Source organism: Mucilaginibacter sp. OK098, from assembly GCF_900142915.1.
Classification (GTDB): Bacteria; Bacteroidota; Bacteroidia; order Sphingobacteriales; family Sphingobacteriaceae; genus Mucilaginibacter.
Genome location: NZ_FRCM01000005.1, coordinates 653215 through 671686 on the forward strand (window position 1 = coordinate 653215; position 18472 = coordinate 671686).

General features: G+C 40.1%; 11 protein-coding genes and 1 tRNA gene. 7 read left to right on the plus strand and 5 right to left on the minus strand.

What is annotated here, in order from left to right; all coding sequences use genetic code 11:
- From BUE31_RS19535 to BUE31_RS19545, 3 genes are all read right to left on the minus strand, one after another.
- Positions 1-1296 (minus strand): hypothetical protein, encoded by a 1296-nt coding sequence (locus BUE31_RS19535; RefSeq protein WP_234997868.1) that lies wholly within the window; start codon positions 1294-1296, stop codon positions 1-3.
- Positions 1297-1383: 87 nt separating this feature from the next.
- Entirely contained in the window at positions 1384-3909 is a 2526-nt protein-coding gene (locus BUE31_RS19540; protein ID WP_073405496.1) for a M56 family metallopeptidase, read from the minus strand.
- Positions 3906-4268 carry a BlaI/MecI/CopY family transcriptional regulator gene (locus BUE31_RS19545; protein WP_073405497.1) on the minus strand — a complete coding sequence of 121 codons (363 nt, stop codon included), beginning with the start codon at positions 4266-4268 and terminating at the stop codon, positions 3906-3908. The genes BUE31_RS19540 and BUE31_RS19545 overlap by 4 nt, the downstream gene beginning before the upstream one ends.
- A gap of 437 nt (positions 4269-4705) precedes the next feature.
- Here BUE31_RS19545 and BUE31_RS19550 point away from each other — a divergent pair, with 437 nt between their 5' ends.
- Both BUE31_RS19550 and BUE31_RS19555 read left to right on the plus strand, forming a co-directional pair.
- A complete protein-coding gene (locus tag BUE31_RS19550; protein ID WP_073405498.1) occupies positions 4706-7120 on the plus strand; it encodes an ABC transporter permease in 2415 nt (804 codons plus the stop codon).
- A 232-nt stretch (positions 7121-7352) separates the two neighbouring features.
- The gene (locus tag BUE31_RS19555; protein WP_073405499.1) at positions 7353-9710 is read left to right on the plus strand and encodes an ABC transporter permease; all 2358 of its coding nucleotides are present in this window, start codon (positions 7353-7355) and stop codon (positions 9708-9710) included.
- Positions 9711-9824: 114 nt separating this feature from the next.
- Here BUE31_RS19555 and BUE31_RS19560 read toward each other — a convergent pair whose 3' ends face one another.
- Positions 9825-11036: an MFS transporter gene (locus tag BUE31_RS19560; RefSeq protein ID WP_073405500.1), complete on the minus strand. Its 1212-nt coding sequence runs from the start codon at positions 11034-11036 to the stop codon at positions 9825-9827.
- 269 nt (positions 11037-11305) lie between these two features.
- On the opposite strand from BUE31_RS19560, the gene BUE31_RS19565 reads away from it, so the two are divergent.
- The 4 genes from BUE31_RS19565 (at position 11306) to BUE31_RS19580 (ending at position 16978) form a co-directional block, all read left to right on the plus strand.
- Positions 11306-12577 (plus strand): BamA/TamA family outer membrane protein, encoded by a 1272-nt coding sequence (locus tag BUE31_RS19565; RefSeq protein ID WP_073405501.1) that lies wholly within the window; start codon positions 11306-11308, stop codon positions 12575-12577.
- A gap of 165 nt (positions 12578-12742) precedes the next feature.
- Positions 12743-15106 carry an ABC transporter permease gene (locus tag BUE31_RS19570; protein WP_073405502.1) on the plus strand — a complete coding sequence of 788 codons (2364 nt, stop codon included), beginning with the start codon at positions 12743-12745 and terminating at the stop codon, positions 15104-15106.
- A gap of 212 nt (positions 15107-15318) precedes the next feature.
- Positions 15319-16131 carry an oxidoreductase gene (locus BUE31_RS19575; RefSeq protein WP_073405503.1) on the plus strand — a complete coding sequence of 271 codons (813 nt, stop codon included), beginning with the start codon at positions 15319-15321 and terminating at the stop codon, positions 16129-16131.
- A 43-nt stretch (positions 16132-16174) separates the two neighbouring features.
- On the plus strand, positions 16175-16978 hold the full coding sequence (locus tag BUE31_RS19580) for a helix-turn-helix domain-containing protein (protein WP_073405504.1): 804 nt from the start codon (positions 16175-16177) through the stop codon (positions 16976-16978).
- Between the two features lie 14 nt (positions 16979-16992).
- On the opposite strand, the gene BUE31_RS19585 is transcribed toward BUE31_RS19580, so the two are convergent.
- A complete protein-coding gene (locus BUE31_RS19585) occupies positions 16993-17916 on the minus strand; it encodes a S1C family serine protease (RefSeq protein WP_073405505.1) in 924 nt (307 codons plus the stop codon).
- Between the two features lie 293 nt (positions 17917-18209).
- On the opposite strand from BUE31_RS19585, the gene BUE31_RS19590 reads away from it, so the two are divergent.
- A tRNA-Arg gene (locus BUE31_RS19590) sits at positions 18210-18281 on the plus strand.
- Positions 18282-18472: the final 191 nt, after the last annotated feature.

Consider the following 18472-nt stretch of genomic DNA (forward strand, 5'->3'; position numbering starts at 1 on the left):
TTAGTTGCTGAAGGATGTTTTCAACTGCATGTATTTTCTCAGGTTGTCTGATTTAAACCCTTTTTCCTGCATTGATGCTACATATTCAGGTGTAACCCCTGTTGATTTTAAAGCTGGCAACTCATTTAAAGGAATATCAGTAAATCCAAGTTTTTTAAAGCCGTTGATATATTCGGGAGTAATATGTAATGATTTTAAGGGAACAAGGCTATGTGCAGGAATATCTTTATAACCTGCGTCCTCAAAGCCCTTTACAAACTCAGGGGTAATACCTACCGATTTAAAAGTAATCAAATCATTAACCGGGATATTTTTATAGCCAATATCATTGAAACCTTTTAGGTAATCACCATCAATTCTTAATGATTTGAGTGCAATTAACCTGTTTACCGGGATATCCTTATAACCTAATTGCTCAAAGCCTTTTACAAATTCAGGCGTAAGGTGCATTGATTTCATGGCGATGAGCTGATGGCAAGGTAAGTCGGTATAGCCAATAGCTTTGAATGAGTTGATAAATGCCTCATCAACCTTAAGGGCCGACATGGCTATCAGGTTGCCTGCTGAAATATCGCTGTATCCAGTTTTCTGAAGCATTTCAATATAGCTCTTTTTCAGATCAACCATATAGAATGAAAACGAATTGCTTTCCTTAACATTAGTAAAACCATGGCTTTTTACATACGCATTAAACGTATCATCAGGCGTAAATTTATAACGGCCCGAACCCATATCGCCATCAAACGTGCCGGTAAATACAACATTTCCGGCTTCTCTTCTTAAGCTAAATTCACCCTTTTGGCCTTTTGGCAGGTTAGGGAAATCGCTTAGATTAAAATCTGAATCGCTCGACCAGTTGTTTTCATCATCGCCGCTTCTGAATTCAATTCTTATTTTATCACCCTTGATGGTAGCAAACCAGCTGCCTTCATTCCGGTCGGGGCCAACTACATCAACATTTACGTCGGGGTTAACGTCAACATCCACATCAGGGTTAACATTTTCAACTACAACAGGATTAACGTTTACTACCGGATTAACCACTGGGTTAACATTTGTGTTTACCAATGGATTAACATTCGTATTTACAACGGGGTTAGCAGTAACAACAGGGTTAACCTTTATAACAGGGGTAACAACCGGAGTTGTGGTTGTTACCACAACTGTTTGCGCCATAGCCGCATGATTGTAAATAAAGCACGCCATGCAGCCAAGTAAAGGCAACATGCGGATAATATTTAATTTTTTTGAGTGGTTCATAATTATATGGTCATTAGTCATTGTGTCATTAGTCATTTGTTGATAATCATGTTTAAATACTCCGGGTAAATGGAAAGGTTACAGAGATTCAGCGTTTTTTAACTAACCTCTGACCTCTATTCACTAATTGAAAGCATTCTTCAATTGAATGTACTTATGCAGCTCCTTTGAATTAAAGCCTTTGCCTCTCATCTCAGTTATATAAGCGGGCGTTACCCCGGTTGCTTTTAATGACGACAATTCATTTACTGATACATCCTCAAAGCCCAGGTCTTTAAATCCTTTTATAAAATCAGGGGTTATGCCAAGCGCTTTTAATGAGCTCAGGTTATTAACCGGGATGTTTTTGTAGCCAACGGCTTCAAAGCTTTTTATATACTCCTCAGTTATGCCTAATGCTTTTAATGAGCTCAGGTTATTAACGGTGAGGCTTTTATAACCCAACGATTGAAAACCCCTGATATATTCAGGCGTTATATCCAATGATTTTAGGGTAGATAAATTATTAACTGATAATGGTCCAAAACCAAATGGTTCATAGCTTTTTATAAACTCGGGCGTTATGCCTAGTGATTTTAATGTCGACAGGTTGCTGATGCTTAAGTTTTTATAACCAACAGCTTCAAAAGTTTTTATATACCCGGCGTCTATCCCAAGCGCTTTTAAATTGGTAAGGTTATTAACGGACAGATCCTTAAATCCCAATGCCTGGTAACCCCTTATAAACTCGGGTGTAATATTCAATGATTTTAACGATGATAGATTATTTACCGTAAGGTTATTGTATCCCATAGCCTTAAAGCTTTTTACATATTCGGGGGTAATATTTAATGCCTTTAAGGTAGTTAACTGGTTGTAGGGTATGTTTTTGTAGCCAATAGCTGCAAAAGATCGAACAAAACTGGAGTCGATGTTCATTGCTTTATAGCTGGAGATCTCGTTGGCAGTAGGTAAGCTATCCTCACCGGTTTTACCTTCTTTCAGCTTTGCTTTCTTTAGGCCATTTATATAATCACCGGTAATATGCTGAGCTTTAAAGCTAATGAGCTGGTTAAAAGTAAGGTCGTTATACCCGGCTTTACGGATCTCACTTACATAGGCATTATCAATATGCATTGCCTTGCCGGATACCAGCTGGTTAGGGCTTAGATCGTCAAAGCCGTTCTCTTTCCACATTTTGATGTAAGGCTCATCAACCTTGAGCGCCGCCATGGAGATCAGGTTGTTTTTCGACAAATCTTTAAATCCATTTCTTTTCAGCATGGCCACATAATCCTTTTTTACATTCACAATAAAATAAGCAAATGAATCATCGTCTTCTACTTCTGTAATGCCCTGTGAACTTAAGTAATCATTAAAGCTTTTATCGGCAGTAAATTTATAATGCCCGTAACCTTCGTTTCCTTCAAACTTTCCATTAAACAAAACCGAACCAGCCTCTCGCTTTAAAGTAAAATCACCTTTTTGATCTTTTGGCAGCGATGGAAATTCGCTCAATAAAAAGCTGGAACTGTTTGACCAGTTATGATCGTCATCATCGCTTTTAAACTCAATATGCACCTTATCGTTCTTAATGGTTGCAAACCATACGCCAACAGAACGATCACCCTCATAATGGTGCTGATGGGACTCATTTTTTGTTTTGATTTTGGTAGCCTGGCTGTAAGCCATTGGATCATTAAGCGCACATGCCAGCACGCCCAGCAGCGGCACCAGGAAAAAGTATTTCCACATAATGTGGAGGTTTGATTTCTTTGAGTTCATCATAACTATGCGTTTTTTAAGTAATGATTGATTGTAATTTGTAGTGATGCCCAATGATAAATGCGGGGCCGAAACCTTTAAAAGGCTCATTTGATAACTTTCTCTTTCAACCTCTTTATGACCAAGCACGGCATCGTCGGTTAAAAACTCCAGGTTATTTTCAAGCTCGGTGCGGTAAAGCCAGGCAAAAGGGTTAAACCATTGCAGCACCAAAACAAGCTCGGCCATTAAAATATCAAAGCTATGGCCCTGCTGAATGTGGACTTTTTCGTGCAGTAAGATCTGGCTGTAAGTTTCCCAATCATACTTTTCAGGATTGATAAAAATATTGTTCCCGAACGAGCAGGGTGCTTTATCACCCGTTAGCTCAATAATGCGGAATTTGCCATCGCGGATAACCGGTTTTGTATAGGCCTGGTAAAGCAGTACAACCAATTGTAATAAGAGGTTGAGCCCGAAAGCGGCAACACCTATCCAATATAAATAGAACAGCCATTTAATAGCTTTTTGCATAAAAGGCATTTCCAACCCGGCAGGAGAGGAGGATACAGTTTTAACCAGGGACTGCGGCACAGGCACTGTTTTTACTACCGGTGTAGCAACTGTTTTAATAGGTTCCTGCTTTTGTACGGTTGCTGTTTGAGGCTTTGTAAATGTTGGCTCAGTTGTTTTAGCCGGCTCGATATTTATTGCGACAGGTTTTTCAGTATTTCTTAACGACCATTGCTGAGGGATAGATATAAACGGCAACCCAAATGATAAGGCCAAACAAAAAACCAGCACAATGCGGTTTAAGCGGTAAAAGGTTTCCCTTTGTAATAACACTTTATAAAACAACAGGCAAACCGATATGAGCAATGCTACGTGCAGTATATATGGTATCATTTTTTTTGTGATTTTATGAGGTTTACAATTTCATTTAATTCTTCTTCCGAGATCTTTTGTTCTTTAGCAAAAAACGCAAGCATGCTGGGGTATGAATTATCGAAATACTGGCTAACTATATCCTTCATAGCGTGCTTTTGATAAGTGTCTTTTGATATGACTGGGTAATAGCGGAAAATGTTGCCAATTATTTCATGCCCTAAAAAACCTTTATCCTCCAAAATCTTCACCATAGTGGCAATTGTATTATAATGCGGCTTCGGATCAGGCATTTCCTGGATGATCTCTTTTATGAAAGCATTTTCCAATTGCCATACGGCCTGCATTATTTGTTCTTCTCTTTTAGCCAGTTTTTGCATAACGATATTAATTTTTTATAAAGGTGATACTAATTTATTAGTATTGCAACTAATTAATTAGTATAAGTCCTAATTTTGTAGGAGTTATCATTTAAGTTGTTGATTTACAGTGAGAAAATATAAACCGGGATTAAATGATTTGAATGATTAGCAGGGATTGAGGGTTTCTGATTAAAATCAGCAGAATTTGAGCAACCTTTTTATTTGGGTGGAGTCTTATACAATATTGATGGTATTTAACCTGGTAATCACGTAAAATTGGCATATCCGACTAAATCTATCAAATCTATTAATCCTGGTCTGCTGTACGCCTCCGAACAATAACTATATTATAATCGAACGTACGTTACAAATGAATATGCAATAACTAATTGATAATTAACTATTTATAAAACAGGCATAATTTTAGCTGAAAACCTTCCAATAAAACCCTGATCATGATCAAAAACTATTTACTCATCGCATTCAGAAACCTTAAAAAGAACAAGGCTTTCTCATTCATCAACATTGTGGGGCTTGCCATTGGGATGGCCGCCGGACTGCTGATAATTCAATATGTAGTATTTGAATTAAGTTATGATAACTTTCATGTTAAAAAAGAACGGGTGTTCCGTGTTGCGCAAGACAGGTTTAACAATGGCAAACTAAGCACCCAATGGGCAGCCGGTGCTTTTGCAGCAGGCAGCAAGTTTAAAACAAACTTCCCCGAGATTGATGATTTTGTAAAAATAGTGGGTGCCGGGCCGGTTTTGGCTATTTACCAGGATCAGCGGCTTAGCCTGCAAAAGGTTTATTTTTGCGGAAATTCGTTTTTCAATATTTTCAGCTATCCGCTTATCAGCGGCGACCCAAAGACGGCTTTGCAGGAACCATTCTCGATCGTAATAACCGAAACCAATGCCAAAAAGCTTTTTGGCAACACCAATCCGATAGGCAAACTATTAAACTTTGGGTACGACCAGCCGGTAAAAGTAACTGGCGTTATAAAGGATTTTCCGGTTAATACACACTTTAAAACGGATATATTATTATCGTACGCCACGCTTCTAAAATTTGCAGGCCCTAAAAGCGACCTGGATAATCGATGGCGTAATGATGGTTGTTTAACTTATCTGTTATTAAAACCGGGTACAGATCCTAAAGCCCTGGAAGCAAAATTCGTACCCTTTGTAAACAAAGAATACAGTCAGTTCAAAGGATCAGGCGATGGGGCTAAATACTATCTTCAGCCATTGGAAAGCATTCACCTTAAATCGCATTTGATGATTGAAGCTGAGCCAAACGGCGATGGCACATCGGTATATTTGCTGGCTGGCATAGCTATATTTGTGATAATTATTGCATGGATAAACTACATAAACCTTGCCACCGCGCGTGGTATTGGCCGTGCAAAGGAAGTTGGCGTTCGCAAAACACTTGGATCTAACAAAGGACAGCTAATTGCGCAGTTTATGATGGAGGCAATGCTGCTTAACGGCCTGGCAATTGTACTGGCTATAGCTTTGATCATCGTTTTTTTACCGATTTTTTCATCCATATCCGGCCAGTATATCAGCCTTACCTTGCTGGTTAAACCTGCCTTTTGGGCCGGGGTAATCGGGCTGTTTTTGCTGGGTTCATTCTTTTCGGGCTTTTACCCGGCCATGGTGCTGTCAAACTTTAAACCAGTTGAGGTAATGAAGGGCAAGCTCTCTGCATCGCCCCGCGGTATATTATTGCGTAAAGTGATGGTGGTATTCCAGTTTGCAGCATCCATATTTTTGTTGATTGGCTCGCTCACAGTATTTAAGCAGATCCAGTTTATGGAGAAACAGAGCCTTGGCATTAACATTAACCAAACGCTGGTTATAAAACCGCCCCTGGGTAAGGTTGATTCATTTTACCGCAGTATGAGCGCATTTAAAAACGAGAGTTTGCGCAATTCGGTAGTTAAGAGTATAACTGTATCAACATCCATACCCGGAGAACCGGTGCAATGGAACGCAGGGGGCATTAAGCTGGTGGGTACTCCTGAAAGCGAGGGTAAGCAATACCGTATAATAGGCGGCGATTTTGATTACCTTAGTGCATATGGCGCAAAGCTCGTAGGCGGCAGGCTGTTTTCAAAAGAGTTTACTACAACCGACCCGCACACCGTAGTGCTTAATGTAAAAGCAGCGGCACAAATGGGTTTTGATAAGCCCCTGCAGTCCCTTGGTAAGCGAATTGATTTTTGGGGTGAGGTTTATACTATTATTGGGGTTGTTGATAATTACCACCAGCAATCATTGCATGATGCTTACGATGCGCTTATTTTCCGTTGTATCCCCGATGTAAGGGGACAGGTTTCAGTAAAAATAAGCACCACCAACCTGCCGCTAACAATAGATGCTTTAAAAGCCAATTGGAAACAATTTTTCCCCGGCGAACAGTTTGATTATTTCTTCCTCGATCAGCATTTTAATGAGCAGTATCACGCCGACAGGCAATTCGGGCAGGTGTTTGCTGCCTTTACCGGTATTGGCATTTTTGTAGCCTGTTTAGGTTTATTCGGCCTGGTATCATATACTATTGTGCAGCGTACCAAGGAGATAGGGATCCGGAAGGTGCTTGGTTCGTCTGTAAATGGCATTTTGCAATTGCTTTATAAAGATTTTGCCAAGCTGGTTTTAGTGGCATTCGTAGTATCAGCACCGCTTGGCTGGTATGCCAGCCACAAATGGTTACAAACCTATGCGTTCAGGATAGATATCAGCTGGACCCTTTTTGCAATCCCTTTTATTATAGTATTGGTGGTTGCTTTTGCAACAGTATCGTATCTCAGCTTTAAGGCAGCTTTAATGAACCCTGTTAAGAGTTTGAAAACGGAGTAGGGGTTAGTGATTAGAGGCTGGAGGTTAGAGATTTGGGAAGTTCGAAAGTCGGAAAAGTCAGTAAAGTCCGGAAGATAAACATAGGTTTTTACAGGTTTCCTGCAAGGGAATTGCTTTTTGTTTTAGTAAAAAACTTGTAACCTTTTACCTCTCCCGAAGTATTTAAAGCATAACATCCTATCCATCATTCACCAATGAACTAATGAGCAATTGAACTAATAAACTAAAGAATATGCTAAAAAACTATATCAAAACCGCCTGGCGCAATTTGCTAAAGAATAAATTTTACTCCGTTATAAACATTGCCGGTTTAACTGCTGGCTTAGCTATCGGCATCCTTATATTGTTATGGGTTCAGGACGAATTGAGCTTTGACAGTTTTCATAAACAAACTTCCAATATTTACAGGCTTGAACTTTTCGGAGGTACCGGCGCCAGCAAGCAGATCTGGAGCATTGACGTTGCCCCGATAGGGCCGCTGGTAAAGCAACAGCTTCCTGAAGTGAAAGATGCGGTACGCCTTACAGGGAATTATAATTTTTCGCTCTATAAGTTTAAAGATAAGGTTTTTGGCGATGAAAATGCAACTTTTGCCGACCCTTCGTTTTTCTCTGTTTTTGATTTTCCCGTTGTTCAGGGCGATGTATCAAAGCCATTTACAAATGATAATTCGGTTGTAATTACCAGGAAAACGGCTGAGAGATTCTTCGGAAACGAGAATCCGATAGGGAAGGTTATAGTTGCTGATGAAAAGGAGAACTTTACGGTAAGTGCTGTAATTAATGATTTTCCTAAAAACTCCAGGTTTAACTTTGATATGATAATGCCAATGAGCTATCATGTAAAAAGTATGCTGACTAATAAAATTGATATAAATACTAATTTTTCAAACTTTGGTTATGAAACCTATTTGCTGCTTAAGCCAGGTGTTTCATTAAGCAGCCTTGCCGTAAGGATCAGGCAGATCCATCTTAACCATAAGCCTGATGATACAGATGCAGAATATTTACTGCTGCCCTTATCAAAAATGCATTTATACAATGCAGACCTTACCGACAAAGGTATGAGCACTGTCAGGATCTTTATAGTGGTTGCTTTATTGATATTGGTTATTGCGTGTATCAATTACGTAAACCTGTCAACCGCCCGTTCCATGCTGCGTTCAAAAGAGATCAGTATGCGTAAAATTGTAGGGGCTGCAAAAATTCAGCTTTTTATGCAGTTTATAGTCGAAACAGCATTGCTGTATTCACTGGCGGTTGTTTTGGCGCTGTTCCTTATATCAGCGCTAATACCTGCTTTTAACCAATTAGCCGGTAAACAGCTGTCGCTTAATTTGTCTGATTACCATGTGTGGACAATTATACTTTTAGCCATTGCAGGTACTTTAGTAGCCTCAAGTATTTATCCGGCATTGTTACTATCTTCATTTGAGCCATTGAAAGCATTAAAGGGCAAAATATCTGCAGGAATAGGGGATGTTATGTTCCGGAAAATTTTAGTGGTTACGCAGTTCGTGTTCTCTGTGGTGTTGATAATAGGCACGATAGTTATCACCAGTCAGTTAAATTACATCCGCTCAAAAAAACTAGGATATGATAAAACCAACGTCTTTTCGTTCTGGATGCGTGATGCAGCCAAACATTACGATGCGATAAAAGGTGAATTATTAAAACATCCGGGCGTACTGGCCGTAACCCGGTCAAATCAAAATATAGTAAGGTTTGGGGGGATGTCCGGTGATAACGACTGGGATGGTAAGGCACCAAACTCAACCTTTATACTGCACCCTATAGTGATTGATAAGGACTTTATTTCATTCTTTAAAATGCAGTTAATAGAGGGCGCATCTTTTACGGGAGCAGCAAGCGATACGGCGAATTATATTTTAAATGAAGCCGCAATTAAAGAGATGGGGCTAAAAAATCCCATCGGTAAACGTTTCCGGATGAATACTATTACGGGTAAGATAATTGGAGTGGTGAAAGACTTTCATTACGCATCAATGAAAGAAAAAATTGCACCCGCACTTTTCTGGTACGCACCTAAAAATTTCAGCACTATTTATGTGAAAACCACAACCAATAATGCAAAACAGGCACTAGCAGCGGCACAGGCACAGTTTAAACAATACAACGGTGAATATCCTTTTGGGTATGTTTTTTTGGATGATGTGTTTAACGGTCTGTATCAATCGGAACAACGCGAAGGAACATTGTTTAACTGTTTTGCAGCAATAGCCATCATGATCTCGTGCTTAGGCTTGTTGGGGCTTGCGGCATTCACCGCACAGGTGCGCACCCGCGAAATTGGTGTGCGTAAAGTATTAGGCGCAAGTGTAGGCCGCATTGTAGGTTTGCTTGCGCATGATTTTATAAAACTGGTATTCATTGCCATAATAATTGCAACGCCGGTAGCCTGGTTTGCCATGAACAACTGGCTGCAAGGTTTTGCGTACCGCGTAAATTTAAGCTGGTGGGTATTTGTAGCAGCCGGTGCTATAGCGGTGGTTATTGCGTTTGCCACCATAAGCTTTCAATCTGTTAAAGCAGCGCTGGCCAACCCGGTTAAAAGTTTACGAAGCGAATAAGTTATCAAAAGAAAAGCCTTATTAAAATCCCTTCTCCAAAAGAGGATTCTAATAAGGTTTTTTTTCGTCTCTCACCTGGAAAGAACAATTGTTAACAATCAGTATTTCCTTTGGTTAATTTTTCTTTCCTTCAATATTTGGCAAAAAGCCGGTAATGATGCCTATCAACGGGAGAAAAGCACATACTTTAAAAACGTAGAAGATGCTGGTGCTGTCTGCCAGTTTACCTAACAGTGCCGAACCCAGGCCGCCCATGCCAAATGCAAGTCCAAAAAACAGGCCCGACACCATGCCAACTTTTCCGGGTACAAGCTCATGCGCGTATACAACGATTGCTGAAAATGCAGATGAAAGGATAATACCTATAATAACAGCTAAAGTTATGGTCCAGAATAGGTCGGTATAGGGGAGCAGCAATGTGAATGGCGCAACCCCCAGTATAGAGAACCAGATAACATATTTACGGCCAAAACGATCGCCCATAAAGCCCCCTATGAGTGTGCCTGCCGCTATCGCAGCTAAAAATATAAACAGGTAAAATTGCGATTGCTGTATGGAAATGTGAAACTTGCCGATGAGGAAAAATGTAAAATAATTGGTCATGCTGGCCAGGTAAAAGAACTTGGAGAAGATCAGCAATAACAATACGATCAGTGAAGTAATAACCTTTTTTCTCGACAAGTTATTACTGACATCTGCTTTAACTGTGGGCTTGCCGGCACGTAAACTTAAATGTGCTTTGTACCATTGTCCGACTTTTGATAGTATTACAATCCCCAAAAGGGCCGCTGCGGTAAACCATATAATATAATGCTGCCCGTATGGTGCTACAATCAAAGCAACCAGTAGTGGACCGATAGCGCTGCCTGCGTTACCGCCTAACTGGAAAATTGATTGAGCTACACCTTTTTTTCCTCCAGACGCCACATGGGCAAGTCTTGATGATTCGGGATGAAAAATGGAAGAGCCTATCCCCATCATTGCAACTGCGCCCAAAATTGCTATAAAGTTAGGCGCCCGGGATAACATGAGTACACCTGCCAGTGTTATACTCATCCCTATAGCCAATGAATAGGGCCGGGGTTTACGGTCGGTAAAAAAGCCAACTATGGGCTGCAGCAATGATGCGGTTACCTGGAAAGTGAAGGTTATTAAGCCTATCTGAGTAAAATTCAGGGAAAAATGCTGCTTTAATAAAGGATAAACTGAAGTGATGATGGATTGGATCATATCATTCAGTAAATGACTAAAGCTGATGGCAAAAAGAATACCGAAAACGGTTTTTTGAACTACTAGTTTTTGATCCTGGGTTATGGCTTGTTCCATTTAATGGTTTGTGAAAATATTCTTCTCTAAGTGTTTCAGGGGTATTGCAAAAATGCAAATTCTAAGCTATCAACAAATGTTTATTTGTCATTTACGCGTTAGATTTTATCAATAATGAGATTTACCTGTGTAAGCGGCAGGCTTTTTTAAAAATGTTGGTTTTGTTTTGTAATGGAATGATTACTTTCGACCCAAATTATAAACCGGTTGATTAGTACGTCAAAGCAGGACCTTGAATTTCAATCAGCACGGTTATCTTACAGGGTTGCATGAAGTTTTTTTTCTCGCTAAGTACTTTTATAGTTTCGATATTGTTTGCAGCACAGCTTTTTGCTCAGCAAACCAATCCGGTACCCCTAAAAACTATCCCCGTTAAACGTAAGGGCGTTGTTATTGTAAAGGATACCATCTCTGAAGATAGTGTAGCCAGGAATGGCAGTAGGCAGGAGGATATTTCAGATTTTATTGCCCATTTGCGCCATCGTAAACCCAGCATTACGGTTGATTCAATTACTACTAAGCCGGAAATTTCAATTGCCCCGGCAATAGGATATACGCTGCTGTCGAAGTTTGCATTGGTGCTATCGGGTAATGCGGTTTTTAAAACCGGGCCGCAATCCCGTATCTCAACCATAATTGCCAGCACTTCATACACCCAAAATAAGCAGTTTACATTGCCTGTTCAAACCAGCATCTGGAGTAAGGACAATACCTATAATTTTGTAGGTGAATACCAGTATTATAAATACCCGCAAAGTTCATACGGACTTGGCAGCAATTCAAATATTAAGAATAAAGACCCGATGGATTATTCTTATTTCAAATTTTACCAAACTGCTTTAAGACATATTACAGGTAATTTATATGCAGGCCTGGGTTTTATTTTTGATACGCACTGGAATATATCTGATGAAGGCAATATAGACGGAACGCTGCCAGACTATGCCTTGTATGGAAAAGCATCCCGCACAATAGCCTCGGGTTTAACATTTAATATCCTGCTCGATTCGAGGGATAATGCAATTAATCCGCTAAAGGGAGGCTATGCAGCTTTGCAATACCGCGATAACTATGAATTTTTGGGGAGCAGCACTCCATGGCGTTCGCTGATCATTGACCTGCGTAAATACTTTAGGTTTCCGGAAAATTCCGATAATGTACTTGCATTTTGGAGCTATAACTGGTTAATTTTAAGCGGAAAGCCCGGTTATCTTGATCTGCCGAGTACACAATGGGACAGTAACTCAGCCACCGGCAGGGGATATATTCAGGGCAGGTTTCGTGGGGCACAAATGGTGTATCTTGAGGGAGAGTACAGGTTTAAAATTAGCAGGAATGGCTTGCTTGGCGGCGTAGTATTTTTAAACGGCGAATCATTTTCGGCAGCCCCCGGCACAGGCCTGCAACGCATTCAACCAGGTTACGGCCCGGGTTTGCGTTTAAAGCTTAATAAAACATCAAACACCAACATAACCATTGATTATGGCTTTGGGCGACAAGGTTCAAACGGGTTGTTTATTGATGTTGGGGAGGCATTTTAGCCTCACCCAAAACTTACGAAGTTTCAAAAACTTCGTAAGTTTGACTCTCACTAATCACCAACTGTTAATTCCTGTTAAAAGGTGTTAAATAACTGTTAACCAGGTTTTAGATTGATCTATTGGTAGAATGTATCAAGTACATTTGTTTACCAACAATCTAATCTCATGATAAAAAGCTATTTGAAAATCGCCTGGCGTAACCAGCTCCGTCATAAAAGTTTTTCCTTCATCAACATCGGCGGATTATCAATCGGTATTTCGGCATGCCTGCTCATTTCCTTGTATGTGCATTACCAGTTAAGCTATGATGCTTATCATACCAAAAAAGACAGGATATTCCGTATCACGAATTTGATGCATACGCCCGAGAACGATAATGTTAACATGGCATTAACCCCCGTGCTTTTGGCAACTACTTTAAACCGTAACTATCCTGAAGTAGAAGCTGCTGTTCGCTTTGAACCTAACGGAGGTATAATGAAAGTTAACAACCAATTGTTCAGGGAAGACAATGTTTACAAAGCCCAGTCTGATATATTCAATGTATTCACTTATAAATTTGCAGAAGGTAATCCTTCGCAGGCGCTTAGCGATCCGCATAGCATTGTTATAACTCAAACATTGGCTAAAAAATATTTTGGCAGCGGCAGCGCTATGGGTAAAAACATCATTTGTAATAGCCAGACTTATCGTGTATCCGCCGTATTGGAGGATTTGCCTGAAAACTCAGACATGAAAATCAGCGCACTGCTGCCGGGAGATTATTCAAAAACAACAACCTGGTTGGCTGATAATTTTTCTGTTTACACCTTCGTGCTTTTTAAACAACGGCCCGATATAACGGCTTTTGAAAATAAGCTTGCGAAGATCTCAAAAGAAGATATCCAGCCCGAGTTAAATAAAATGGGTGCTGTAAAATATTCTATGAAATTTAATACTGAACCTTTAGCCAGTGTGCATTTTAGTACCGGTAAGTTAGGCGACCTGGTTAAAGGGGACAAACAACTGGTTTATATTTTCTCCATATTATCTATAGTAATATTAATTATTGCCCTGTTAAATTATATCAACCTTTCAACCGCCCGGGCTACCGAAAGAGCTAAAGAAGTAGGGGTACGTAAAGTAAACGGAGCTATTCAATCCAGCCTTGTAGGCCAATTTTTGTTCGAATCGTTTTTTGTCACCTTTATAGCGCTGGTTATTTCAATTGCATTAACGGTGATCATGCTGCCGTTTTTAAACAGCTTACTGCAAATAAGGATCTCTTTTTGGAGTTCATCGCTTAGCTTTTTAATTATTTGCGGATTGGTTTTAGCGTCTTCATTACTAACCGGCTTATATCCTTCGTTTGTATTGTCGGCGTTTTCACCAATTACTGCTTTAAAAGGAAACTTTAAACATGCTGCAAAAGGTTTAACCCTGCGCAAGGTTATCACCGTTACCCAGTTTGTAATTGCAACAGTAATGATAGCCGGGGCATTTATTATGAACAGGCAAATCAATTTTGTACAGCACCGCTCTTTAGGTTATGATAAAAGCCAGGTATTAAGTGTATCGCTGCCGGATGATTCAGTAGCCCTGCTGCGGGTTGCCCCATTTAACAATACGCTTAAACAAATGAGCCAGGTGAAAGGAACATCCGTTCAAAACGGACTTTCCATAATTAATAGCGTGCAGGCCAAAGCAACTACTTTGGTAAAGTCGAACGGGGTGAAAAGGGAATTAATGTCGAATTACTTTTCTATTGACGACAAATTTATCCCGCTGTTGAACGTGAACCTTGCTGCCGGCAGGAATTTCTCTGAGAAGATGGCAACTGATAAAAAAGAGGGTTTTATAGTGAACGAAGCCTTTGTAAGCCAGGTAGGATGGAAGAACCCTATTGGCCAGGCCATTGAAGGGTTTGATCATAAAGGCCACGTGGTAGGTGTAGTTAAAAATTTTCATTACGAATCAATGCATAGCCCTGTTGCACCATTAGTAATGGTTTATACTACATTCAGGCCATCATCTATTTTGGTAAAGATCAGTCCCAACAATCTGCAGCTTATAAAAAATGCATGGCAAACCTATTTTCCTGATGTCCCTTTTAATTTTGAATTTATGGACAGCGCTTTTAATACCCTGTATCAAAAGGATGTTACCAGCATTAAGCTGTTTAATTATTTTACCCTGCTATCAATTCTCTTAGCCAGCCTTGGTTTGTATGGCCTGGCACACCTTATTGCTACCCAGCGCACCAAAGAGATAGGTATCCGCAAAGTGCTGGGCGCCGCTTTAAGCCAATTATTGGTACTGTTAGCAAAAGATTTTGTTAAGCTGATAGCCCTTGCAGCAGTGCTGGCAATTCCGATAACCTGGTTGATTATGAATAAATGGCTTTCATCCTATGCTTATCACATCAATATTAACTGGTGGCTGCTGGTGTCGCCAGTATTTGTTATCCTGCTTATTTCAATCCTGGTTATTAGTTATCAAACCATAAAAGTGGCGGTAACTAATCCGGTTAAAAGTTTGAAGAGTGAGTAAAATTACCAGCCGCTTTTAATCTCAGTGTCCACTGTGCCTTCTCTGCTTTCTCTGTGGCTAATTTTAACGCGGAGTTCACAGAGATATGCACAAAGTTCGCAGAGATTTAAAAGTAAGATGAGCCTTACACCAAAGCAAACTTGAGCCTTACAGCAAACCTTGCCCTTTATTTTAACTCCATCTTTGTTTTGTAATTAAAACATAGAGAAAAAATGAAAAAGGTAATATTAGTAACAGGCGCTTCGGCAGGAATAGGTAAAGATTTTGCTAAACACCTGTTACAGGATGGACACATAGTTTATGGCGCTGCCCGCAGGGTTGATAAAATGGAAGACATCCGCAAGCTTGGCGTAAAAGTTTTGGAGATGGATGTAACTGATGATGCAGCAATGGTTAACGGTGTTGATACCATTATTAAAGCAGAGGGCAGGATAGATGTGCTGATAAACAACGCAGGTTTTGGCTCATATGGCGCTATTGAAGAAGTATCCATCAGTGATGCAAAATACCAGCTTGATGTAAACTTGTTTGGCGCTGCACGCTTAGCACAGCTTGTGATCCCCCATATGCGGAAAGAGCATTTCGGGCGTATTATAAATATATCATCCATTGGTGGTAAATTGGCAAGCATGCTTGGCGGCTGGTACCACGCAAGTAAATTTGCGCTGGAAGGTTTAAGCGATAGCTTGCGTAATGAAGTTGAACAATTTGGGATTGATGTGGTGGTAATTGAGCCGGGCGGTGTAAAATCTGAATGGAGCGGGATTGCGGCTGATAATTTGTATAAAGTTTCTGGTAATACCAATTACAAACCATTAGTTGATAGTTTTGCCGTGATCATGCGAAAAACCGAAACTAAAAATGCTGACCCTATTGTAATTGTAGACCTGGTACGCAAGGCTATTGAGGCAAAAAAACCAAAAACGCGTTATTCAGGTGGTTACATGGCAAAATTAGGACTGTTTATGAGATGGCTGTTACCCGACCGCTTATTTGATAAAATGCTGATGAGTCAATTAAAATAGTTGATTAAGTTTATACCGAATTATTATAATAAAGATCATTAAAATGGAAGACAAAAGTCACATCCAGCTTAATAATATGCTTTATTCATGCGTTGATGAGAAACAGCGCGGGAATGAGCAGTTTGTACCCGAACATGCTTTAGGGTACATTATATCAGGTGAGGCCCACCTACAAACAAACCATGGATTAATGGTTTTGAAAGCAGGAACAATTGGGCTTATCCGGCGGAATCAACTCGTTAAATCTGTTAAAGTACCATCTCCGGGCGGTGAGTTTAAATCTATTAATATCTTTCTCGACCAGGATTTTTTACGGCGTTATAGCGCAGAAAATAAGCTGCCAAAGGCCGAAAAATATACCGGGGACCCAATGCGGCTATTACCGGATGATCCATTTATAGAAGGATATTTTAATTCACTGATACCTTATTTTGACCAGGCGCGGCTGCTTCAAAGTACAATGGCCGAATTAAAAACCAGGGAAGCTGTTGAACTAATCCTTAAGCTTGATCCTGATTTTCATGATTTTTTGTTTGACTTTAGCGAGCCTTACAAAATTGATCTGGAGGCTTACATGAACCAAAATTACATGTATAATGTGCCGGTTATTCAATTTGCCAAACTTACCGGCAGAAGCCTGGCGAGCTTTAAACGAGATTTTGAAAAAGTGTTCCAGGCGCCTCCTGGTCAGTGGCTGCAGCAAAAACGGCTTTCTGAAGCCTATTACCTGATCAGGGAGAAAGGCCGTAAACCTTCAGACGTTTATCTTGACGTTGGTTTTGAGAACCTTTCTCATTTTTCATACACCTTTAAAAAGTCATTTGGGGTGGCGCCATCTATGTTGTAGCCATTACCTTGCTATTAATTTCTCTGTATCGGCGTTATCCTAAACTCCTTTTTCAGGTTACTTCTAATAATTCCGATAAAATGAAACTGACCGATTTTGTCGGCTGTAAGCTGTTTAAAAAGGTTGTCGGAGGTTTCAATCATCATATTATTAAAGGAATGTATGATGTCGCCGCTAAGAATACCGGCTTTTTCTGCAGGACTGCCGGCAGATACTTCCGAAATAAACAAAGCCTGCTTATTTGGAAGCTCGTGCATAGCCCTCAGCTTAGGTACCAATTCTATCTGTTGCATCACAATACCAAGGTAGGCTCTTTTTACCTTCCCAAATCGGATGAGCTGGCTTGCAATTTCTTTTGCAGTGTTGATGCTAATTGCAAAACAGAGGCCCTGTGCTCCGCGAATGGTAGCAGTGTTTACTCCAATTACTTCTCCGTCTGAATTAATAAGCGGTCCCCCTGAATTACCGGGATTTAAGGCAGCATCAGTTTGAATCATGCTATCCATCATTCTTCCATTCTGATTTTCAAGCGTTCTTCCCAAAGCACTTACAACACCGGCTGTTACCGTGTGATGAAAGCCCAAAGGATTACCAATGGCTATTACCAGTTGTCCGATTCTAAGCAGGTCTGCATCCCCGAGCTTTGCCGGGGTAAAATCTGCGTCGGATATTTTTAGAATGGCCAGATCTGTGTCCGGGTCTTCACCAATTAATGTAGCCTGCCTTGAAGTGCCGTCATGTAATTTAACTTTGATGTTTGTGGAATTATGTACCACATGGCTGTTAGTGAATAAATAGCCATCTGAGGAAAACAGGAAGCCTGAACCCGTACCTGACAGTTGTTCTTTTTTATTGGTGTTATTGAATATTTCGATTTTAACTACTGCCGTTTTAACCTTTTCGACAGCATCGATAATTGTAGCTGAATAGCTATCCATAAAAATCCTTTCAACATAGGTTCACAAATCACGTTCCCATTAACTAATCATACCATTTTACACCACAAAGCAGGATAAAATGGCTGATTATGCAAGTAAATGATGTTAAAGTGTCAGGTTAAGGCTTGATATACAGGTTTACCTGTTCATCATTATGCACAGAAATATCCCATTCCTATTCGTATCGCAATTGTCAAAACAATAAACTGAATGTTCATGCCGCGTTAAAATATTTTCAATGTGGTAAACTTGAACTTATATTAATCAAGAAATAAATTATCTTTGCCGATATTGCTCCCGTAGTTCAACGGATAGAATTATGGTTTCCGGTACCATCGATATGAGTTCGAATCTCGTCGGGAGCACTTTTTTACCACTGTTTCATTATAGTGTGAAAATATTCAAGAAGTTTTTGTAGAAACCTTCGGACTAATTTCCAAGGTTTTTTCTGGAGCCATCACGCCCACCGTCATTTTAGACCAATCTAACGACCCTCTGCCTGTGCTGTACATATTACCATTGATCAAGCGGGAGCGGGACTAAAATCAAACTAATT